Raw genomic sequence first — 22,906 nt, forward strand, 5'->3', positions numbered from 1 at the left:
CTTTACATTCCATCAACAATAAATGACGAAAATATGAAAGTCTGATGAAATTTTACCCTTGTGGCGCTTGCTCAAACCATTCCTGGATTTTCTCTTTAGAAGGTACACTTCCTGAATGCACAACCATTTCAGCGATAACAACGGCTGGCGTAGACATTACGCCATATTCCAAAATTTTCGCTACATCATGAACAGCAATAACATTCACCGCAACGTTCATCTCTTTCGCGACCATCTCAATACGCTTGATGGTGTTATCACAGTTGGCGCAGCCTGTTCCCAAAACTTTGATTTCCATGCCATCTTTTACGCTCTCCGCAGACGAACCACAGCAAGACGTTTCTTCCGCACCTGAACAACATGAAGATTCCACTTTTTTCTCTTTGGCTGTTCCGCAACTACCGTCTGGGCAGCACTCACCGGTTTTCAATAACTTGCCAACCACGTTACTTGGACACCGTCCAGTAAAGGTTGCTTGCAATCCCATACCTGCTGCAAAGATTCCCAACCACAACCAGTTAGGTTCAAATAAATTCACTTGCCCGAAAACATGCGCCATGATAATTGAAAATAAAATCATCGACGTCATCATACGAACCATCAAATTGTTTTTCATTGCTATACCCTCTCAAGACCAATACAAAATTAACCAAATAAAAAATTAAGCAGATAACCGACCAATATGAATGCTACGGTCAGCACTCCGACAAATGCCGCCAATGCAGGCCAGCGAATCACTTTTCTTAAAATCAACAATTCAGGCAATGACAAAGCTGCGATACTCATCATCAGCGCCAAGCTGGTACCAATCGGCACGCCTTTGTTCAACATCGCCTCGACAATCGGTACCACGCCCGTCGCATTCGAATACAACGGCACCCCAAGCAAGACTGCCGCAGGTACCGACCACCAATTGTTTTTGCCGCTTAAATAAGTCGTTACCCATTCCTGCGGCACATAACCATGAAATAACGCACCTAATGCAATCCCGACAACCACCCATTTCCAGATTCTACCGACAATGGTTTTAACTTCTTCACGCGCAAACTGGTGACGCTGTTGCCAGGACATTTTCGGGTTCATCGCACTTCCGGCTGAACCGTGACTTTTCAATTCCCAGACATAGGACTCCACCCAGCGCTCCGGCTTGAACCACTCCAACACAACCGAACCGATGTATGCCACCATCAAGCCTGCCGCGACGTAAAGCAATGTCACCTGCCAACCAAGTATGCTCCATAGTAACACCACCGCAACTTCATTAATCATTGGGCTGGCGATTAGAAAAGCAAAAGTGATCCCCATCGGGATTCGCGCTTCCACAAACCCGACAAATAAAGGCACCGAGGAACACGAGCAAAACGGCGTCACACTGCCCAGCGTTATCGCCAGGCTTCTCGCCAGCCATTTCGCTTTACCTTGAACCTTATCGCGGATCCACTCTGTCGAGATAAATGCGCGGAGCAGTCCGATGGCATAAATAATCACCACCAGCATGAAAAATATCTTCAGCAAGTCCATAACGAAAAAATGCAGTGCTTCTGCCGCTTGCGTATGGGCTGACATAGCAAAAACTCGATACACTAGAAAACTGGCAATTTGTTCAAACATCTTCAATCTCTGTTAAGATAGTCAACATAGGATGAAAGCATAATATCCGTTTATACGGATATATTCAATAAATATTCGCGAAGTCACAAAAACTTTATGTTCAAGTACGGAGTCAAACATGACGTCTATTGAAGATTACAGCCAGTTTTTCAAAGCCTTGAGTGAGCCGATGCGCCTACGTATTCTCTTTCTTTTACTCAATCGAGAAGATCTCTGTGTTTGTGATTTTGTGGCGGTAATGCAAGCTGGTCAAAGTTTGATCTCAAGACATTTGGCTTACCTGAAAAATGCAGGTTGGGTGAAATCCCACCGTGAAGGAACCTGGATGCATTATCAACTAGAGGCGTCGTACCTGCCGTCTTCCTATCTGGAAACACTTAAAGAACAACTTGCCAATGTCGAATCCTGCCAGCAAGATCTATTGGCTCTTGAAGCTTATGAGAAAAAGGGAAGGCAGTGTAATCTATGAAAAACCCTGTAAACAGTCGTAGAATAGACCCATTAAAAAAAGAAAATTAGAAAATATTTATTAATTCCATTAAATCGTTTTATAATACCCGGCTCTGAATTTTTCAACGAAATGGATAAGTCTATGCGCACCCGAAATTTTGATGTTGTAATTGTTGGCGGTGGAGTCACCGGTACAGCGTTAAGCTACGTCTTAGCGAAATACACTGACGTCAAAAGCATCTGTATCCTGGAAAAATATGGCGCTATCGCTGCCCTAAACTCCAATGCAACCAGCAACAGCCAAACTTTGCATTGCGGCGATATTGAAACCAATTACACCCTAGCGAAAGCCACGCAAGTCAAGCACACAGCAAATATGCTGGTGCACTATGCCGAACAAGTTGAAAAAAACGACTTTCTTTTCAAATTCCCGAAAATGATTTTAGCGGTGGGCGAAGACGAATGTGAACGCCTTGTAAAACGCCACGAAGAATTCAAAGACGCCTTCCCTTACATGGAACTTTGGGATTTCGACCGCATTGCAGAAGTCGAGCCAGCGGTTGCCTACAAAGATGGCAAGCCACGCCCTGAAAAAATCATGGCTAGCGGCTGTACCGACGAATACTCTGCTGTCAATTACGGCAACTTGTCTCGTTCGTTTATCGACAGCGCTCGCAAAGCCGGTAAAGACGTACAAGTTTACTTGAGCACGGAAGTCGAGCGCATTGTCGAAGTGGAGCACGACCATTACGAATGCCAAACGGCACAGGGTACATTCAACTCACGCTTTGTGGTGGTTTCAGCCGGTGCCCACAGCCTATTGCTTGCTAATCAGTTAGGACACGGCATGGATCTTTCCATCCTGCCGATGGCCGGTAGCTTCTACTTCGCACCAAAAATTCTAAACGGCAAAGTCTACACCATGCAAAACGACAAACTGCCGTTTGCCGCCATTCATGGTGATCCGGATTTGACCGCACCAGACAAAACTCGTCTAGGACCAACCGCTTTGATGTTGCCAAAACTGGAACGTTACACGGGTGGAACCTATCTGGATTTCTGGCGCAGCTTGAAGCTCGATGGCAAAGTACTGAAAGTCTTCTGGGACTTGATGCGCGATGGCACAATCCGTAACTACGTTCTGAAAAACTTCTTGTTTGAAGTACCTTGGTTCAACAAGCGTCTATTCGTCAAAGACGCACAAAAAATCCTACCGGATTTAAAAGCCTCTGACATTTACTATGCCGATGGCTACGGTGGGGTACGCCCTCAAGTTATCGACAAGACTACCCGAGAGCTTAAATTGGGTGAAGCCAGCATTGTGCCTGAAGACGACCACATCATCTTCAACATGACGCCATCACCAGGGGCAACCACTTGCTTAGGTAATGCTTACCGCGACGCTAAAATCATTTGTGAGCGATTGGGCGTTCCAATGAAACGCGAACAGTTGATTAACGACCTACTAGACGGTGAAGACCTCTAACCAACCAGCTTCCAATACCAAATACCCCGTCAATCTTGTCACGGGGCTATTGGGAAGCGGCAAAACCACCCTTATCCGACACCTGCTTGAGTCCAAACCTCAAAATGAGATTTGGGGACTACTCATTAACGACTTCGGTGAAATCGGCATTGATGCCGCTGCACTGACAAATCCCCAAAACCCGGAAAACACCCCTTTAATGGAAGTGTCAGGTGGCTGTCTATGCTGCACTGCATTTCATGGTTATCAACAGGCGTTATCGACTCTGTTAGCACAAAAGGTCAATCGCATCATTATCGAACCGACCGGGCTGGGACACCCCGCCAAAATTATCGACCTATTGAAACAACCGCCGTTCACTGAACTTGTTTCGATTTCCGGTATTATCGGTGTCATCACCGCTACACAACTTTCGCCGGAGCGCTGGCAAAAGTCCGCCATCATGCGAGACATAGTCACGCTTGCCGACACATTAATCGTCAATAAAAACGACCTGGCAACACCAACGGAATTGGCAGCGGCGCAATCGGTTTTGGATAACACCTACCCGCCCAAGGAAAACTGTATTGTCACTTCTTTGCGAAACAGCGTTTTACTAGCGCCCCCCAACCTGGTAGATTTTAAGCAAATCCAGCAACCCTTTTACCTCATCGCCGGACTGGATGAACATGCTCAGCAAACTGCTGGCACCCCGCAACCTTTTGCCTCGACATTGCCTTTATGTACCCGCTCAGAAATGCGCATTGGCAACACCAGCACCATCGGCTGGGTGTTTGATTCACAACTGCAATTTCACCGCACCCATTTTCTGGCATGGTTGAACAGCTTAATCATCGACACCGACAAAAACCTCCTGCGAGCAAAAGGCTTGATCAAAACTGGGAATGAATGGCAGCACCTCAACACTGTTGACCAGCAAACCCAGCTCTCCGACATCGCTTGGCGTCAAGACAGTCGGCTAGAACTTATCTTCAGCCACGCATTAACCGAGCGGGATATTGCTGCGCTGGAAAGCGGGTTATCAGAGTGTCTTTTCACCCGAAATTAACAAAACTAATACCCGACTGTTTTAGTCAGGAATTATTTTATTTTTAGTGATATAATGCACCGCTTGCTGTCAGCAAAATCGTTCAACTTCAACGATGAAGACGATTCAAACTTAGCCCATCATGGCCTTTGTGCTGACTTACTCACAACAAACTGTTTGAAAAAACACAGACCTCACTCAAATCAGGTCTCATAAAAGCCGAAGGAAATTGCATGACGAAGAACATGCCCGATATCGCTTGTCAGCCATATGAAAACCCTCAAGGAAAACTAAACTGGGTCGGAATGTCCGGCATTGAACTGCCGATTCTGGTCGAAAACGAGCAACGCACGCCAACCCAACTTTCCTCACAAGTCCAAGCCTATGTCAGCCTTGACGATCCGCTTAGCAAAGGCATTCACATGTCTCGCCTGTATGTGCTATTGGATCAAAAAGGAGCCGAAGCGCCTTTATCCGCGCAACACGTCAAAGGTTTATTGCAAGCCTTTATCGACTCTCATGAAGGACTGAGCAACCACGCTTTTGTTGAATTCCGTTTCGACTACTATGAAAGACGTCGTTCATTGAAATCCGACAATTCAGGCTGGAAACATTATCCAACCACTTTGCGCGGCGAACTGAAAGATGGAACCTTTGAATGCGAAGTCAGCATCAGCGTGCCTTACTCTTCCACTTGTCCCTGTTCGGCAGCCTTGTCTCGCCAACTGATTCAAGAAGCATTTGAGCAAAAATTCTCCGGTGATCAAGTCGATTACCAAGAAGTGCTTGCTTGGTTAGGCACACCTGAAGGTATTTGCGCTACGCCACACAGCCAACGCTCTTATGCTCAGGTTAAGGTCAAAATTGCTGAAGACGCACCTTTGTCGATTTCTGCGTTAATCAACCAGATTGAAGACGCGGTGCAAACGCCTGTGCAATCAACGGTCAAACGTGAAGATGAACAAGAATTCGCGCGCCTGAACGCCAGTAACCTGATGTTCTGCGAAGATGCGGCACGCCGTTTACAGAACAAGTTCAGCCAACAAACCGAATACTTGGACTTCTGGATTCGCGTCAACCACTTGGAAAGCTTGCATCCGCATGATGCGGTGGCGATTGTCACCAAAGGCATTCCGGGCGGCTATGACGATGAGCCTAACTTTATGGATAGACTTTCGGTTAATTAAAAAATTGCCAGGTTGGGTACTTAATTTACCCCAACCTGGTAGATTTTAGCCAATCGGCAATGCGGTTTTATCCACCACTTTTCTCAACACAAAACTGGTATGCACGCCGCTCACTCCGTCGATTTGCGTGAGGTGATTGAGCAACAAATCTTGGTAAGCATCCATATCTTTCACCACCACTTTCAACTGATAGTCGGCAGACTGCCCCGTCAACAATAAACACTCCAACACATTGGGAATTGCCTGCACGGCACTTTCAAACCCCTGAAACCGTTCTTTGGTATGCTTGTCGACGGAAATATGCACCAACGCCATCAAATCCAAACCGAGTTTCTTGGCATCCAACAACGCACGATACCCCACAATCAACCCACTGGTTTCCAGTGCCTTGAACCGACGCAAACAAGCCGAGGGCGACAAACCAATCTGGTCCGCCAACTCCTGATTGCTCAACCTGCCGTTTTCCTGTAATGCCGACAAAATGGCTTTATCAAACTTATCCAACTGCAACATAAACCTGCCTCTCATCCGAAAATCGAACAATAGTATTTAACCATTAGTTTTTTAAAAACAATTTAATTTCAAAAAAACACTTTAAATTAGAATTTAATGCTAAATATAAGCGATTTAATCGTATCTTTGCAATTTAATCCGACAGACAAGTTGCTAGAATTTATTTCAGAGTAAAGATCACTCTGCGAACTCTAATTAACCTTACTGAAAAACGAGAAAATAAATGAACACAATGAACTTTCATAAGTATCGCCCAACGGTGACTCCCGATTTACCCAATCGTCAGTGGCCGAACCGTCGTCTTACCAAGGCGCCGATTTGGGTGAGTGTCGATCTAAGAGACGGCAACCAAGCTTTGGCAAAACCCATGACCGTGGAGCAAAAGCTTAAACTTTGGGACAAATTGGTTTCTATCGGTTTCAAGACTATTGAAATCGGTTTTCCGTCAGCCAGTCAATTAGAGTTCGATTTCACCCGCCGCTTGATTGAAGAAAACCGTATTCCGGACGATGTGACGGTGCAGGTTCTGGTACAGGCGCGCGAACATTTAATCGAACGTACTTATGAAGCACTTGCTGGCGTAAAGCAGGCGGTGATTCATGTTTACAACACTACCTCGCGCGTACAACGTGACAAGGTTTTCTGTAAAACCAAAGACGAAATCAAACAGATTGCTGTCGATGGCGCCACTTGGGTTCAGGAATACGCCAAGCGTTATCCTGAAACCCATTGGATTTTCCAATACTCACCGGAAAGCTTCTCGCAAACCGAAACTGACTTTGCGGTAGAAGTTTGCCAAGCGGTGATGGACGTCTGGCAACCAACACCACAGAACAAGTGCATTTTGAACTTGCCTTCAACCGTGGAAAGCACCTCTCCTAACCGCTTTGCCGACCAGATCGAATATTTCATCACTCACATGCAAAACCGTGAATCCGCGATTATTTCCGTACACACTCATAACGACAGAGGCTGTGCGGTGGCCGCTGCGGAGTTAGCAATCTTGGCAGGGGCAGATCGTGTGGAAGGCACTCTATTGGGCAACGGCGAACGCACCGGAAACATGGATGTCGTCACCTTGGCAATGAACCTTTACAGCGAAGGGATTAACCCTGAGTTGAACTTCAGCAACCCTGACGACTGGATTGAGGTGGTGGAAGAAGTCACACAAATCGAAACCCACATTCGCCATCCTTGGGTAGGACAAGCGGTTTACACCGCTTACTCGGGCAGCCATCAGGATGCTATCCGTAAATGTTTGGCGGTACAAAATGATGACAAACCTTGGGATGTTGCTTATTTGCCGATAGACCCGAAAGACATTCAGCGCGATTACGAAGCGATTATCCGCGTCAACAGTCAGTCCGGTAAAGCAGGTGCGGCATTCGTACTGGAACAGGAATATGGTTTGAACTTACCGAAGTGGGTTCAACAGGATTTTGCCCCTGTCGCTCAAAACTGTGCAGAGTCAACCGATGGCGTTGTCAGCCATAAAGTGTTGTTTGATGCATTTGTTGAGCATTATCGTCTGAATGACAGTCATAGTCAGCTCAACCACTATAAATTGGACAAACAAGACGGCAAGGAACACCTTAGCCTAGAAGTGAATGGCGAAACCTGGCAAGGCGTGGGCAACGGGACTTTAAGCGCGCTTTGTAATGCTTGGCAGAACAAAACCCAAAATGAAATCGATGTCTTGGATTATGCGGAACACGCTATGCACCAAGGCAAAGAAGCCAAGGCCATTGCTTACATTCATGTGCAGGTCGGCAACCAAAAGCGCGTTGGCATCGCCATGATGGAAGACAGCCTATCGGCAATGATGCAGGCATTGATTTCCGCTGTGTAATAAAATCTGCCAGGTTGGGGTAACCAACATAAAGCTACAAACAAAAAAGGGCGCAAATAGCGCCCTTTTTAATGCCCGGAAAAACCGACTAGAAATCACGCCTAGAAATCACTTTTAGAAATCACCACCAGTGATTTCCTGATAGATGCGTCTGGCATTGTTTTTCGCCGCTTGGTCGAATACCGGACGGTCTTTATACATAGACTGGTCGATAGCTTCAGCATCTTGCTGATTACCGCCGTTATCGACGACTTTCTGCACCTGTTTTTGCACATAACGGAAGTAGTCATAGGTTTGACGTTTGATCGTCGCCATATCCGCTGGCGTACCGTGCCCAGGAACTACCGTCACATCATGTGGAATTTGCTTCATCATGTTCTCAAACGACTTCGTCCACTCAAAGCTATTGGTGTAGTTGAACATCACCGGCATACGCTCGTTAAAGCCTAAGTCACCGGTAAACAACAGTTTGCGACTTGGGATATAGACGCTGGTTGATGCAGGTGTATGACCTGGCCCGAAATCCATCAGGATGAACTTCTCGCCACCACCGACATCCACCGCCAACTTGTTTTCAAAGGTGGTGAACTTATCGGCGACATTGCGGGCGGATTGTGTCAATTCCTCACCCACTCGACGTCCCCATTCGGCTTTGATACTTGGGAAGGCATCATCAAACTGTTTGTTTGCCAACGCACTTGAGTAAAGGTGACGCACGCCAACATCCCACCAATAACTCGCACCAAGATAGGCATGCCCTTGGTTGTTTTCCACCGCCAGCCATTTCACAGGTTTGTCGGTAATACGTTTAATTTGCTGATGCACGCTGTAGGCAATGGCAGGGTTTGCGCCCGCATTGAAAACGAATACACCATCTTTGAAGATGACAAAAGAAATATTGTTGTTCAAACCGAAGTTAGAAGGGTTGTGCCAAATCTGGCTACCGACAATGGTGTAAACCCCCTCTTTGACTTTCACCGCTTTAGGAAGTGGCAGCTCTTTACCGATATAACCGGCTTTCGCTTCGGTGGCGGCGATATCTCGCAGATAGGCATCCGCCGCTTGAGATTGGTCTTGGGATTTTTGCGCTTTCAGGTCTTGCGCCCAAGCTTTGAAGCCATCAACATAAGGATCACCTTTTTCCGCATAACTGCGTTCAGTGACCCCTAGCAATGCCACAAAAAGTATCGGTATATATAAACTTCGTCGTTTCATAACCATCCTCCCAAACAATTTTTCAATTTTTTATTTTGTTTATATGCGGCTTTCTAAGAAGCCTTTACTTGATTAACTATGAACAAGTATTTAACCCATTATCCTCTTTTCAATTAAAAGAGCAACGCAGTGCCGTGAGCTCTGGAGAGATTACGTTCTATCCAGCAAATCGGAATGTTTCAGCGCGTAAACATCAAAAATGGTGATCGCCAAAGCCGCAATAACCGGACCGAAAAACAACCCGATAATCCCAAAATGAATCAGCCCCGCAAATGTCGACAAGATGGTCATCATCGTATGATTGGCAACTTCCAAGCCTTCTCCACTGGCATGAAGCGTCATGGAAATACGGCGAATCAGAATCGGGCGTAAAACGTTATCAATCAAGAAGCCATTGATGACCGCACCGATGAACATTACTACCCCAGCTTCGACATACTGCCCTTGGAATACCAGGAACGATGCCACCGGAATCCAGATCAACGCAGAGCCAACGACAGGAATAAAGGAGGTAACGGCAATTGCCATTCCCAAGAACAGTCCCGGCAAACCAAGTAACCACGCCACCGTTGCAAAGGTGACACCTTGCGCCAACGCCACACCCAGTACCGACAATAACAAGATGGTCGACAAGTTGGAAAAACGCGACATAATCATCATGTCATAGTGATTTTCCAGTGGTGATAGCACTTTAAGGTGCTGTGCAATTTTGTGCCCGTCGCGATAAAAGAAGAACATGGCGAAGACCGCTAACAGAACAAAAGTCAAAAATGAAGTAGTGCTACCGAACACCCCTTTCACCAAAAAGACGATGGTCTCCTGAGCGAATTTAATGATCTTGCCTGCATTATCGTGAAGTTGTTGAATCAACTGCGTTTGTGTATCTTCAGGAATGGGGATGATATTCACCAGATTTTTGTTCATATCGGCGAAGGTTTGTGGCGTCTGCATCGCCAACCAATGTTGCGCTTCGCCATAGACTTGACCGACCTGCAAACCGACTTCCAGCAGAAGATAAGTCACCGGTGCAATAACCGTCAGGAAAACTCCTACGCTCATTAATGCGGATGCTGTCGTTTCGGAATTGACCTTTACTAACAGTTTTTGATAGATTGCATAGGTCGCTGTTGCTAAAATCATAGCGAAGAACAGCGCTTCCAGAAATGGAGAGAATAGCCACAACAATCCGACGATGGCGACGATTAGAAGAATGAATAAAAAGCTTTCCGCCAAACTTTGTTGTGAGCGCATGGTCTGTTACCTTAACTCTAGCCTTAACAAGAAGAGCCACTAATCTATCATGAATAACGCCATCAAAAAAGTCTTAATTCGTCCTGTTGAAAACATGCAAATCCTCTCTTACCAAGAGGCACAGCAGCTTTGTGACGGAAATGATCACGGCCTGAACGAACTCCTCAGACGTTGTGCACTTGCCGTACTCAACACCGGTGCGAAGGAAGATAATGGACTGGCTCTGCTTGAAGCACACCCGGATTTCCGCGTTAACGTAAACGTCAAAGGACGCGGCATTCAGCTGGAAATCGAAAATGCACCTGCGAATGCTTTTGTCGATGGCGAAATGATTGTCGGCTTACAAGAACATTTATCGGCGGTGATTCGCGACTTGCTTTATGCCAAAAACGAAATCATCGACAACCCTGAATTTGATCTGGAAAGCTCCTTTGGAATTACCAATGCCATCTTTCATCTGGCTCGTAACGCCAACTTAATGTGCATTGACCGTGACCCGAATATCGTCGTTTGTTGGGGTGGGCATTCCATCAGTCTGGAAGAATACAAGTACACAAAACATGTCGGTTACGAGTTGGGGCTAAGACGTTTTGATATCTGCACCGGCTGTGGACCGGGTGCTATGAAAGGTCCAATGAAAGGCGCTGTGCTTGGGCACGGCAAGCAACGCCACAAAGGCGCACGTTTTATCGGCTTGACCGAGCCGGGTATCATCGCCGCTGAAGCACCAAATGCCATTGTGACGGAGCTTGCTATCCTGCCGGACATCGAAAAACGTCTGGAAGCCTTTATGCGTTTGGGGCACGGCATTATCATCTTCCCGGGTGGTGCCGGTACCATGGAAGAAATCCTGTATCTTCTGAGCGTACTCTTGCATCCACAAAACATGGATGTGCCGATTCCGGTCATCCTCACCTCATCAGGCAACCACAAAGGCTATTTTGAAGCGGTATTGGAATTCATCGAGAACGCTTTGGGCGAAGAAGCTCGGCAAAAGCTGACCTTTATCCACGATAACCCATCACGCGTGGCACAACTCATCAAAAAAGGCGTTCAAGATGTGCGCTTCCACCGCAAAGAAACCAGTGATGCCTACTTCTACAACTGGAACCTTTACATTCCATTTGAACTTCAAAAACCCTTCAAGCCGACTCACGAAGGCATTGCCCAATTGAAGCTGCACAAAAATCAGCCTCCCCATAAATTGGCATCGGAATTACGCCAAGTGTTCTCCGCAATCGTAGCTGGTAATGTGAAATCAGATGGCATCAAACAGATTGAAGAAAAAGGGCCATTCCAGATTCATGGCGACCCTGAAATCATGACACGCATCGACAACTTACTGAAAACCTTTGTCGCACAACGTCGCATGAAATTGGGAACGGAGAATTACGTGCCCTGCTATAATATCATCACCGAGAATAAGGGAGCTTAACCCTCCCTCTTGACTCCTCCCATACAACAATAGATGACGAAAAGAATTCCCTGATGACATTTGAAGAACTTGAACTAGACCCAGTTTTACTGGCTGCAATCGAAGAGCAGCATTTCCACAAGCCTACTCCGGTTCAAGCTGAAGTCATCCCAGAATTCATTTTGCGTAAAGACATCCTAGCAGGGGCTGCCACCGGCACAGGGAAAACCGCCGCTTTCGTTTTGCCAATGCTGCAAGTTCTACTGGATGAGCCACGCCCATCCAAGTGGCCGAGAGCTTTGATTCTGGCGCCAACACGCGAGTTGGCTTTCCAGATACACAAGGTTGTCAAACAGCTTAGTACCCATTGTGAATTCCGCTCCAATATCGTTACAGGAGGCTTCGCTTCCGACAAACAGCTAGACAACTTAACCGGTCCGCTCGACATTCTGGTCGCCACGCCTGGTCGTCTGCTCAATATCATGTCGAAAGAATTCATCGACCTATCCTATATCGATATGGTGATTATCGACGAAGCCGACCGTATGCTCGATATGGGGCAGGGCCCAGATGTTCTTGCGCTGTTGGAAGCGATTCCGACTGATTTCCAAGCCGCTTGTTTCTCGGCAACACTAGGCGGTTCTGGGGTTGAACGTTTTGCTGAAGACATACTGGACGATCCGGTCATCGTACAAATCGACGCGCCGAACCAGCAATCACAACAAGTGCAACAACAACTTTATTTTGCTGACGACCGCGACCACAAACGCGCTTTACTGAAAAACATGCTCGAAGACGATAGCTGCAAGAGTGCGCTGGTTTTCTGTAACAAAAGAGATCGCGCCATTGAACTGGAAGCTTGGTTATTGGAGCAAGGCGTTTCTGCCGATGTACTTCATGGCGACATGATTCAAGCCAAACGTTTGGAAATCACCAAGAAGTTCACACAAGGCAAAACAAAAGTCCTAGTGGCGACGGATGTTGCCGCCCGTGGCTTGGACATGCTCAACATCACACATGTCATCAACTACGACCTACCGCATCGCGGCGATATTTACATTCACCGCATTGGTCGTACTGGTCGTGGACAAAATGTCGGGATTGCCATCAGCTTGGTGGAACCGCACGATTTGAAACAAGTCGAACGTATTCAATACCACATGCAAGCCAAGATTCCTGTCTACAAAATCGAAGGGCTTGAACCTAAATTCAATACCGGAAAGCCAAAGAAAACGGTCAAGAAACCGCATAAAAAGAAACTGGCTAAGAAAGCTGCAAAAGTTAAAAAAACCGCTAAGAAGAAATAACCCCAACCTGGTAGGTTTTTAATAGAATCTACCAGGTTGGGGCCATCATTGATAAAACGCTAAATCAGGACGCGACGTTCTTCTGTTCTTGTGCCGTCACCCATTGTTCGTCCTGTAACTTTTCAAAGTAGTAGTGACTCAGCAAAATCACCGCAAATACCGGCGCAAAGAAACTCATCACAGGAAACACACTGGTGGCGTAAAGCACCATCATCGGCGTGGTTGAAGGCCAATCGGTAATCGGCTTCACTCTGGCAAAAACGGCTTCCGGTAGAATCACCTGCCCAACATCCAGCACAATGGCATAACGGAAAAACACGAAGCCAATCAACCAAAACCAAATCACATTGATGAGTGGAATAAACAAGATCGGAAAGGTCACCAGCAATAACAGAATCATTAACAAACCGAACTTGACGAGCTTCCAGATCATGCCAAGTGTTGAGCCATGCCCTTCATAAGTCAGATGACTGTAATGATTCTTGTGAACGGTTTTCACCAAAGAATCGGTCATGAATCCGGTGATAATCATGGCAAACAGCAACACCAGATAACTGCCCAAAATAATACCGAGCAACCCTGCAATGACGGCGACTGATAAGCCGATAAACCAGAGAATCAACCCACCTATCACCGGAATGGCACCAATGGTTTGCTCCGCATGGGCATGCCAGGTTTCAAAGTCTTGAACCATAGGGCTTTGGGTAACGAAATCACTGGTCAGAAAAATACCGAACAACCCATAACCCAGTAACGACACCAGTATCAATCCGATGAAAAACGGCATAAACAACCGAATGAGAATGGCAGGGTTCTTTAAATCTATCAGCGTTTTAAACAATAAGGACATGCGTGAATACCTTTAAAGGTAGGTGAAATAGAATTGAAGCGTGATCATGATTAAATCAGACCCGCTAACAAACTCATCCGGACTACTTAATCCAGATGGTTTTGATATTGGTAAACTCGCGGATACCGTGCTCAGAAAGCTCACGCCCGTAGCCTGAGTTTTTCACACCACCGAACGGCAATCTAGGATCAGAAAAGGTAATACTGTTGATGTAAGTCGCTCCTGATTCCATCCCTCTTGCCATGGTTTCCGCCGTTGCAATATCGTTAGACCAAATGGAGCCACCCAGACCAAAATCCGTCGCATTCGCCAAACCCAAGGCATGAGCAGGTTCGGTTGCTTTCAACACAATCGCAACCGGCCCGAAGAACTCTTCACTGAACGCTGGCATATTACTGGAGATATTGGTCAGTATTGTTGGTGCATAGTAACAACCTGGGCGATCCAATTGATAACCACCGGTGACGATTTCCGCCCCCAGCTCAACAGAAGCCGTCACTTGCCCATGCAGTTCATCCAACAAATCCTGACGCGCCATCGGCGCCAAGGTGGTTTCCTTATCCATCGGGTCGCCAACCACAAACTTGTCTTCTACCGCCGTCTTGAAAGCCTCAATGAATTCATCGTAAATCATAGAGTCGACAATAAAACGTTTAGAAGCGATACAACTTTGCCCCATATTGAGGAAACGCCCTTTTACCGCGCCTTCAACCGCTGTTTTGATATGGGCATCATCCATCACGATGAACGCGTCCGAACCACCCAGTTCCAACACGGTTTTCTTCAGCTCTTCTCCAGCAACAGCCGCCACTTTACGCCCGGCAGGTTCACTTCCTGTCAAGCTAACCGCTTGCACAGCAGGATGACGAATCACCGACTCAACTTTATCTGCACCAATCATCAAGGTGGTGAACACACCGTCTGGATAACCCGCTTTACGGAAAACCTCTTGGATTGCCAACGCACATTGAGGGACGTTTGAGGCATGCTTCAACAGTGCCATATTCCCGACGGTGACGGCTGGCACGGCAAAACGGAACACTTGCCAAAAAGGATAGTTCCAAGGCATAACACCCAACACTACGCCCAGCGGCAAGTAAGCAACATAACTTTTTGATGCGCCCGACTCGATGATTTCATCTGCCAACTGCGCCGGTGCATGCTCAGCATAGTAATCACAAAGCATGGCGCATTTTTCAACTTCGGCTTGCGCCTCGCTATAGAGTTTGCCCATTTCCAATGTAATGAGTTCGGCAAGAATGTCTTGATCGTCACGTAATACGTCTGCCATGCGTTTCAGTAACAGGCAACGTTCTTCTAATGTGGTGAGTTTCGCCCAATCGGCAAACCCGTACCCTACTTGGGTTACCACATCATCCAACGTGGCTTGATCCCAGGTATCAAACTCGGCAATCTCTTCGCCCGTCGCTGGGTTAATTGATTTCATAGCCATAAGTCACATCCTTTTGTCAGCGGGTTTTAGGTATGCGCCGCCTCTCAAGCTTGGTGAGCAGCACGTTTGAATTTAATGGGCGATCGCTTCTTGAGCCCAGGCAGAGGAGTTTAAGTAGATATTACCGATTTCGGTAATGCCAAGGTTTTCATAACTTAATTCAGCATATTTCGAACTGGTGCATTCTAAGTTATGAAGCACTTCCAACGCTTTGCCCATCAACCCTCGTTTATCAACCAATGCCGATTTGATATTATCCGCCAACGGCATTTCATCGACAACACGTTGAATTGGTGTATGGAAAAACGCACCCAATGATGAGAACAGACCGACTAAGAAATAACTTTCTTTTTCAGAACTATGTCCTGACTTTTCAGCCAGTAGCTCGCAAAATCTTGCGCGAATCAAGGAGTTCACCAACAATTCCTGAGGTGCATCCCCCATGTCTGCGAGCAACAACATATTGACCCAAAATTTCAGGCGCTTCAACCCCATATATTTCAGTGCATCTGAAATAGATTCCACGCGAACAGGTATCATCGCCATCGGATTATTGACGGCAATCAGCAGCTTGTGACTTAGCGCCACGTCCTGACTCAAAATCTCAGACAACTGATGGTAATCGGTCAAAGGATCATTGATTTTCGCCATCAACTGCAACAGGTTGAGTTTATTGCCTGTCAGTTTTTCACCATTGATAATCACCGGGTTTGTGAAAAAGTGCCCTTGAAAATAATCGAATCCAAGCTTCTTCAAATAGCGAAACATCTCTTCCGTCTCAACTCTCTCTGCGATGACCTTGACGCCTTTTTCATGCAGGTCTTGAATCATCTGTTTGAGCTTGATTTCGGTATGGGCTTCATTGTTGATTTTGACGAAGTCGCTGATGTTGGCCAACTTCAAGCTTGAATCGTCATCCATATAATCATGCAGTGCAATTGAAGAGCCTGATAACTTAAGCTCTTTAAGTCTTTTCAACACATCAACATCATGAGTCACATCGTTTAGAATTTCCAAAACAAGGGTTTCGCCTTTATCGAAAACGGGAAGGTGGTCAGAGTTGATTAATTCTTTAGGCAACGCCATCATTGCAGCGTGCTTACCAATAATGGTCTGAAAACCGATTTCCGTTTCGGTTTTTCTCAAAAGTTCTTCTGTTGCGTCAATGGTTTGCTGACTAGGGTTCAACCCCATGTGAAACTGCAACTCATAGGCAAAAACATCCATATTTCTGTCTAAAATCGGTTGGCGTCCAATAAATACTTCAGACATAAATTTTCCTGTCATCTTTGATGTTGAGACTCACGCCAAACCAATCGGATTCAAGCGTGAGAATTGTATGGTTATTTAGTCGAAACTTTACCCCTCCCACCCATGGAAAGCAAGCAAAGCCCCGCAAAAATACCCAAGTTTTTGTCAGGAAAATAGCTTTTATCAAAAATCTGCTCCTTCCTTAACCAAATATGCAGGTGTTACCTGGCTCAACTCTTAGCGGTTAAAGCGCAATCTTTGCCCTGGCATAAAATCCGCAAACTCGCCTTGATAATACTTCAGCTCACCATTTACGATGGTTCCGATGACAGATGATTTGAACTCATGGCCTTCCCAAGGAGACCAACCACACTTATAAAGAACATCTTCACGTCTATCGACATGTGGCTTGTTCATATCTACCAACACCAAATCCGCTGCATACCCTTCACGGATAAAACCGCGATTATCAATTTGGTAACGAATGGCGACGTTGTGCGCGATTTTTTGTACCACCATCGGTAGGTCAAACACTCCCTGATGCACCAAATCCAGCAATGCCGATAACGACTGTTGAACCTGAGGCAAGCCGGCAGGCGCATCAAAATAGAGGCTTTGCTTCTCATCCCAAGTATGCGGTGCATGGTCTGTAGCGATAATATCAATACGCCCTTCACGAACCGCTTGGCGAATCGCATCACGATCAGACACTTTTTTCACCGCCGGATTACACTTAATCAAACTGCCTTTGGTTTCGTAATCTGCATCACTGAACCATAAGTGATGGACACAAGCTTCGGCAGTGATTTTCTTCCCTTCAACCGGGCCAGGCTCAAACAGCGCCATTTCTTCGGCTGTTGTCAGGTGCAACACGTGCAAATCGGCGCCAGTCTTTTTCGCCAAATCGACTGCAAAAGAAGACGACTTATAGCAGGCTTCTCGACAACGGATATCCGGGTGATAAATCATCGGCACATCTTCACCGTATTTTTCACGATAAATCGCTTCTTGCGCCTTGATCATCGGCGTGTCTTCGCAGTGAGTCGTGATCAATGTCGGACTGTGGGTGAAAATATCGGTCAAAGCCTGTTCACGATCCACCAACATATTTCCTGTAGAGGCCCCCATGAAGATTTTGACACCACATGAACCCGTTGGGTCAAGCGCCTTAACTTCTTCAATATTGTCGTTAGTTGCCCCGAGATAAAAAGAGTAGTTCAACCAAGACACTTCTGAAGCATGTTGATACTTGGCTTCTAGGTGTTCAATGGTCGTCGTCGAAGGCTTCACATTAGGCATATCCATGAAAGAGGTTGTTCCCCCAGCCAATGCCGCTTTAGATTCGGTTGCAATGGAACCTTTATAAGTCACACCGGGATCACGGAAATGCACTTGATCGTCAATAAAGCCTGGCAGAAGGTGCATGCCCGCAGCATCGATCACTTGATCGGCTTCAACATCCAACTGAGTGGCAATTTTCTCGATAATGCCATTTGCTAACAGAACATCGGCTTCGAATATTTGACCTTCGTTTACGATTGTTGCCTGGGTGATTAAAATACGGCTCATCCTGTTCTCCTTTGTAGCATTGTCTTTTGCATGTTTGCGGCCATTTTTCTGCAGTATATAGGTCTGGTATTCTACCGCTTTCTGCTGTGCTTTTCGATAAGTCTTCACCGAGCAAACTGTACAGAAACCTATAAATATTCTATGATTAGTTAAATGACCTCATTCAAACATTCGACATAGTTGATTTATCGATGGACACCCTCAAACGGCTGATCAAATGGCCTTTCATATTACCGATAAAATTCTATCAATGGTTCATCAGCCCATTACTGGGGCCTAGATGCCGTTTTTATCCAAGCTGTTCTCACTACACTGTCGAAGCGATTGAAAAACATGGCGTATTTTGTGGGCTATGGTTAGGCGTTAAACGTATCAGCCGCTGTCACCCAGGCAGCGAAGGTGGCATTGATCCAGTTCCGGAGCATGGCTGCAGTTGTGGGCACAAACATGACACAAACCACGAGTCAACAGACAAGCCCTCTAACCCTGAATAAATGTTGTCATACACCTGTCATTTTGGCAGGCTATGCTTCCTGCCAACTGCTACGATTTTTATTTAAAGCAACACCGACTGGCGCTAAAATAAGAAGATAATTTTCTTCCGTCGATAACAAGGCGGATGCACTAACAGGCAAGTTCTAACAAGGAAATCTTATGCAAAGTGATGTTCAAGAAACAGCACAGGAATATACCCCATATATCAACCGCGAAAGAAGTCTTCTAGAGTTCAATCGACGTGTTCTGGCGCAAGCCAAAAACCCTGATATTCCGATTCTAGAACGCCTGAAATTTTTGTGTATCTCCAGCAGCAATATGGACGAATTCTTTGAAGTCCGTATGGCGAGCTTGTATGAAATCTCAACTGATGCCGCCGCTCGCACTAAGCCAGATGGTCAACTGCCATCTCAAGCCATTGCGACTTTGTCGGAAGTCGCAAAAGAAATCGTTTACGACCAGTACAACACTTTGAACCACATCCTGATCCCTGAGTTGGAAAAGGAGAACATTCGTTTCTTGCGTAGACGTCAATGGAACGAACAGCAAAAAGAATGGGTTCGTGAGTACTTCCTAAGCTCAATGCAACCAGTGTTGAGCCCGATGGGATTGGATCCATCACATCCTTTCCCTCGCTTGCTAAACAAGAGTTTGAACTTCATCGTTTCATTGGAAGGAAAGGATGCTTTTGGTCGTACCAATGGTCTCGCCATCGTTCAGGTACCACGTTCTTTGCCCCGTATCATCAAATTGCCACCAGAAGCGACAGATGGCGAGAATGACTTCGTTTTCCTGTCTTCCATTCTGCACTCTAATGTATCGAATTTATTTCCAGGCATGACGGTCACTGGGTGTCACCAATTCCGCTTGACGCGTAACACCAACCTATTTATTGATGAAGAAGAAATCGACGATATCATGAGCGCCTTACAAGGTGAATTGTATAGCCGTGACTATGGCGGGGCGATTCGCTTAGAGGTTTCTGACCAGTGTCCGAAAAACATGTACCAGTTCTTACTGGATCAGTTCAACATGTCTGAAGACCAGCTTTATACCGTTGATGGTCCGGTTAACTTGATCCGCTTGAACTCGGTACCAGATTTAGCCAACCGCCCTGACCTATTGTTCGATCCATTTTCTCCAAGCATGGCGAAAACCAATCAATCGAACAAGAAAGGCGGATTCAAGCTATTCAACCGTAAAAAAGAATCCGAGTCGATGTTTGAGCGTATCGCGCGTAAAGACTTATTGCTGCACCATCCATACGATTCTTTCGCCCCCGTTATCGACTTCTTGTACGAAGCCGCAAAAGATCCGAACGTTTTGGCGATTCGTATGACGCTATATCGTACAGGTGAGAAATCCGCCATTATTGATGCTTTGGAAAAAGCGGCTCGTGCCGGTAAAGAAGTCACTGCCGTGGTTGAGCTACGCGCACGCTTTGATGAAGATAACAACATCTTGCAGGCTAACCGTCTGCAAGATGCCGGTGTAAATGTAGTTTATGGTGTCGTCGGCTACAAAACCCACGCTAAAATGATTTATATCGTTCGCCGTGAAGACCACAAGTTACGCCAATACGTCCACTTGGGAACGGGGAACTATCACCACGTCACTTCACGTTTCTATACGGACTTCGGCTTGTTTACCGCAAATCCAAGACTGTGTAACGATGTCGCGAAAATCTTCCAACAGTTGACCAGTCTAGGCGACACCAAGAATCTTGAAACCATCTTGCAATCACCATTCACATTACACTCAGGCATGCTTGAGCGCATTGAACGTGAGGCGGAAAATGCACGCCAAGGGTTACCTGCTCGAATCATTGCCAAGATGAACGGTTTGGAAGAAAAAACGATTATTGATGCACTTTACGATGCCTCGAATGCCGGCGTCAAAATCGACCTGATTGTCCGTGGTATCTGTAGCTTGAGACCGGGTGTTCCAAACATGTCGGAGAATATTTCGGTCACAGGTATTGTCGGGCGCTTCTTAGAACATCACCGTATTTATTACTTTGAGAATACCCAAGGTTCACCAGAACTTTACTGTTCAAGTGCAGACTGGATGCGACGCAACCTGTTGTCTCGCGTGGAAACCTGCTTCCCGATTTTGGATAAAGACAATTTTCAACAGGTTTATACCGAAGGTTTGGCGGTCTATCTGGAAGACAATGTTGGCGCCTGGATACTACAACCGGACGGCAGCTATCTTCCAAAAGAACGAAGCGATGATGAAATCGCCTTCTCCGCTCAACAATGGTTGATGGACAAATACGTCGATAAAGACTAAACCTATACAGCACTTCCGAAGCATTTCGGAAGTGCATTCCTCAACACCTTCCATCAAAAAGTCGTAAAATAGCATTTTTACCCAGAAGTGCCATTATTTCATGCAAAACCTCATGCAAAGCCTCGTTGATTCGACACTATCTGCACCTGATAAAGACGACACCTCAGACGCACAGCTGTATGCTGCAATTGATTTAGGCTCTAACAGCTTTCACATGATTATCGCCAGAGATATTGATGGACAAATGCAAGTTGTCGACAAGCATAAGGAAATGGTCAGATTACGCGCTGGCTTGGATGAAAATGGCTATTTGGATGAAGTGTCTTTTGACGGTGCAATCTCTTGCTTGGAACGGTTCGGACAATTACTGAAAGGCTTCCCGGAAGAACATGTTCGCGCCGTCGGCACCAATACGTTGCGCAACGCGCGCAACAGCAAAGAATTCTTACGCCAAGCCAAAGAAGCACTTGGCCATGAAATCCAAATCATCGCCGGGCAAGAAGAAGCACGTTTGATTTATCTTGGCGTTAGCCACGGTTTACCAAGTAGCGATGAACAGCGTCTAGTCATGGACATCGGCGGCGGCAGTACAGAGTACATTATCGGTGTCGGCTTTGAACAACGCCATCTCACCAGCACAGAAATGGGCTGTGTCAGTGTTACTCAGCGCTATTTTAAAGGTGATGAAATCACCGAACGCGAGATGGTGAATGCCATCAACGCCTGCCGAATTATTTTGCGCCCTCATCACATGAGTTTGACAAGACTGGGCTGGAACACCGCTATCGGCGCCTCAGGTACCATTAAAGCGATTGGCACGCTACTACAGGAAAACGGCTGGTCTGATGATCACATCACACTGGACGGCATGTTGAAACTCAAGTCCTACCTGGAAACGCACGGCTCCATCTCCCAAGCGATTTATGCTGGGCTAAAAGGTTTAAAAAATGAACGTGTGCCGGTATTGGCTGGTGGTTTGGCGATATTAATTGCCACCTTCCAAGAGCTGAGTATCGACAAAATGCAGGTTTCAGCCAACGCACTACGCGAAGGTTTGATCTTCGACACCTTGGGGCGACTATACGAAGCCGATGTTCGTGAAACCAGCGTCACCAACATGCAGAACTGGCTGAAAATCGATACCGCCCAAGCACAACGTGTCGCTTATACCGCTTTGAGCTTTTTTCAGGAAGTACATGAGAAATGGAAACTGGATAAAGACAGCTACAATTATCCGAAGTTGTTGAAATGGGCTGCACAACTTCACGAAGCCGGCATGGCAATCAGTTATAAACGCTACCGTCACCATTCGGCTTACTTGATTGAAAACTCGGAAATGGCGGGCTTCACGCAACAGGAAAAATCAATGTTAGCGGCCATGATGCTGAACCACCGCGGGAAATTCGCCAGAGAGCCTTTTGAGGCTTTGACTGCTCCACATAATGAAAGCTTGGTTTACCTGACCGTATTACTCCGACTTGCCGTGCGAATTCACCGGGGTCGCGATATGGACGTGTCCAATATGGAAACCTCCAATATCCGCCTTCAAATTGAAAATGGAACGGATTTGAAACTGTTCTTTGAAGCTGGCTGGTTAGCCGAGCATCCTTTAACACAACTGGATTTGGAAATAGAGGCTGAACGCCTGAAGGCGATGAACTTCAATTTAACCTTTGAGTAATTGAG

Annotated in this window: 19 protein-coding genes; 10 read left to right on the plus strand and 9 right to left on the minus strand. The window is 46.3% G+C overall.

The features are described 5' to 3' along the window. Positions 1 to 52: 52 nt before the first annotated feature. Positions 53 to 616, minus strand: coding sequence for a thioredoxin family protein (locus tag HVMH_RS10115; protein ID WP_081822764.1), 564 nt, complete (start codon positions 614 to 616; stop codon positions 53 to 55). A 29-nt stretch (positions 617 to 645) separates the two neighbouring features. Beyond that, complete coding sequence (locus tag HVMH_RS10120; RefSeq protein ID WP_029912496.1) at positions 646 to 1,611, minus strand: permease; 966 nt, start codon at positions 1,609 to 1,611, stop codon at positions 646 to 648. Between the two features lie 118 nt (positions 1,612 to 1,729). On the opposite strand from HVMH_RS10120, the gene HVMH_RS10125 reads away from it, so the two are divergent. The 4 genes from HVMH_RS10125 to folE2 all read left to right on the plus strand — a co-directional run bounded on the left by HVMH_RS10125 (position 1,730) and on the right by folE2 (position 5,761). Continuing rightward, on the plus strand, positions 1,730 to 2,080 hold the full coding sequence (locus HVMH_RS10125; protein WP_029912494.1) for an ArsR/SmtB family transcription factor: 351 nt from the start codon (positions 1,730 to 1,732) through the stop codon (positions 2,078 to 2,080). 123 nt (positions 2,081 to 2,203) lie between these two features. Then, positions 2,204 to 3,547 (plus strand): FAD-dependent oxidoreductase, encoded by a 1,344-nt coding sequence (locus HVMH_RS10130; RefSeq protein WP_029912491.1) that lies wholly within the window; start codon positions 2,204 to 2,206, stop codon positions 3,545 to 3,547. Continuing rightward, positions 3,534 to 4,595: a CobW family GTP-binding protein gene (locus tag HVMH_RS10135; protein WP_029912488.1), complete on the plus strand. Its 1,062-nt coding sequence runs from the start codon at positions 3,534 to 3,536 to the stop codon at positions 4,593 to 4,595. Before HVMH_RS10130 ends, HVMH_RS10135 begins: the two co-directional genes overlap by 14 nt. A gap of 212 nt (positions 4,596 to 4,807) precedes the next feature. Beyond that, positions 4,808 to 5,761: a GTP cyclohydrolase FolE2 gene (gene folE2, locus HVMH_RS10140; RefSeq protein ID WP_029912483.1), complete on the plus strand. Its 954-nt coding sequence runs from the start codon at positions 4,808 to 4,810 to the stop codon at positions 5,759 to 5,761. A 45-nt stretch (positions 5,762 to 5,806) separates the two neighbouring features. On the opposite strand, the gene HVMH_RS10145 is transcribed toward folE2, so the two are convergent. Beyond that, the gene (locus HVMH_RS10145; RefSeq protein WP_152833261.1) at positions 5,807 to 6,274 is read right to left on the minus strand and encodes an Lrp/AsnC family transcriptional regulator; all 468 of its coding nucleotides are present in this window, start codon (positions 6,272 to 6,274) and stop codon (positions 5,807 to 5,809) included. A 223-nt stretch (positions 6,275 to 6,497) separates the two neighbouring features. Between HVMH_RS10145 and HVMH_RS10150 the strand changes: the two genes are divergently transcribed. Then, positions 6,498 to 8,123, plus strand: a complete 1,626-nt coding sequence (locus HVMH_RS10150; protein ID WP_029912478.1) for a 2-isopropylmalate synthase — start codon at positions 6,498 to 6,500, stop codon at positions 8,121 to 8,123. 114 nt (positions 8,124 to 8,237) lie between these two features. On the opposite strand, the gene HVMH_RS10155 is transcribed toward HVMH_RS10150, so the two are convergent. Further along, complete coding sequence (locus HVMH_RS10155) at positions 8,238 to 9,338, minus strand: MBL fold metallo-hydrolase (RefSeq protein ID WP_029912476.1); 1,101 nt, start codon at positions 9,336 to 9,338, stop codon at positions 8,238 to 8,240. Between the two features lie 150 nt (positions 9,339 to 9,488). Continuing rightward, the gene (locus HVMH_RS10160) at positions 9,489 to 10,589 is read right to left on the minus strand and encodes an AI-2E family transporter (RefSeq protein ID WP_029912473.1); all 1,101 of its coding nucleotides are present in this window, start codon (positions 10,587 to 10,589) and stop codon (positions 9,489 to 9,491) included. A 49-nt stretch (positions 10,590 to 10,638) separates the two neighbouring features. Here HVMH_RS10160 and ppnN point away from each other — a divergent pair, with 49 nt between their 5' ends. Together ppnN and HVMH_RS10170 are read left to right on the plus strand one after the other, a co-directional pair. After that, positions 10,639 to 12,024, plus strand: a complete 1,386-nt coding sequence (ppnN, locus tag HVMH_RS10165; RefSeq protein ID WP_029912470.1) for a nucleotide 5'-monophosphate nucleosidase PpnN — start codon at positions 10,639 to 10,641, stop codon at positions 12,022 to 12,024. Between the two features lie 53 nt (positions 12,025 to 12,077). Further along, a complete protein-coding gene (locus HVMH_RS10170) occupies positions 12,078 to 13,310 on the plus strand; it encodes a DEAD/DEAH box helicase (protein WP_029912467.1) in 1,233 nt (410 codons plus the stop codon). Positions 13,311 to 13,374: 64 nt separating this feature from the next. Here HVMH_RS10170 and HVMH_RS10175 read toward each other — a convergent pair whose 3' ends face one another. The 4 genes from HVMH_RS10175 to HVMH_RS10190 all read right to left on the minus strand — a co-directional run bounded on the left by HVMH_RS10175 (position 13,375) and on the right by HVMH_RS10190 (position 18,433). After that, positions 13,375 to 14,160: an EI24 domain-containing protein gene (locus HVMH_RS10175; protein WP_029912463.1), complete on the minus strand. Its 786-nt coding sequence runs from the start codon at positions 14,158 to 14,160 to the stop codon at positions 13,375 to 13,377. An 82-nt stretch (positions 14,161 to 14,242) separates the two neighbouring features. Then, positions 14,243 to 15,613, minus strand: coding sequence for an NAD-dependent succinate-semialdehyde dehydrogenase (locus tag HVMH_RS10180; RefSeq protein WP_029912460.1), 1,371 nt, complete (start codon positions 15,611 to 15,613; stop codon positions 14,243 to 14,245). A gap of 72 nt (positions 15,614 to 15,685) precedes the next feature. Then, complete coding sequence (locus HVMH_RS10185; RefSeq protein WP_029912457.1) at positions 15,686 to 16,885, minus strand: EAL and HDOD domain-containing protein; 1,200 nt, start codon at positions 16,883 to 16,885, stop codon at positions 15,686 to 15,688. Between the two features lie 216 nt (positions 16,886 to 17,101). Beyond that, complete coding sequence (locus HVMH_RS10190) at positions 17,102 to 18,433, minus strand: dihydroorotase (RefSeq protein WP_029912454.1); 1,332 nt, start codon at positions 18,431 to 18,433, stop codon at positions 17,102 to 17,104. Positions 18,434 to 18,624: 191 nt separating this feature from the next. Between HVMH_RS10190 and yidD the strand changes: the two genes are divergently transcribed. The 3 genes from yidD (at position 18,625) to ppx (ending at position 22,901) form a co-directional block, all read left to right on the plus strand. Beyond that, positions 18,625 to 18,927 carry a membrane protein insertion efficiency factor YidD gene (gene yidD, locus HVMH_RS10195; protein ID WP_081822763.1) on the plus strand — a complete coding sequence of 101 codons (303 nt, stop codon included), beginning with the start codon at positions 18,625 to 18,627 and terminating at the stop codon, positions 18,925 to 18,927. Positions 18,928 to 19,087: 160 nt separating this feature from the next. Beyond that, positions 19,088 to 21,220: a polyphosphate kinase 1 gene (ppk1, locus tag HVMH_RS10200; protein WP_029912451.1), complete on the plus strand. Its 2,133-nt coding sequence runs from the start codon at positions 19,088 to 19,090 to the stop codon at positions 21,218 to 21,220. Positions 21,221 to 21,332: 112 nt separating this feature from the next. Further along, positions 21,333 to 22,901 (plus strand): exopolyphosphatase, encoded by a 1,569-nt coding sequence (gene ppx, locus HVMH_RS10205; RefSeq protein ID WP_051623123.1) that lies wholly within the window; start codon positions 21,333 to 21,335, stop codon positions 22,899 to 22,901. Positions 22,902 to 22,906: the final 5 nt, after the last annotated feature.

It is taken from the genome of Hydrogenovibrio marinus, from assembly GCF_013340845.1.
GTDB classification, from domain to species: Bacteria; Pseudomonadota; Gammaproteobacteria; order Thiomicrospirales; family Thiomicrospiraceae; genus Hydrogenovibrio; species Hydrogenovibrio marinus.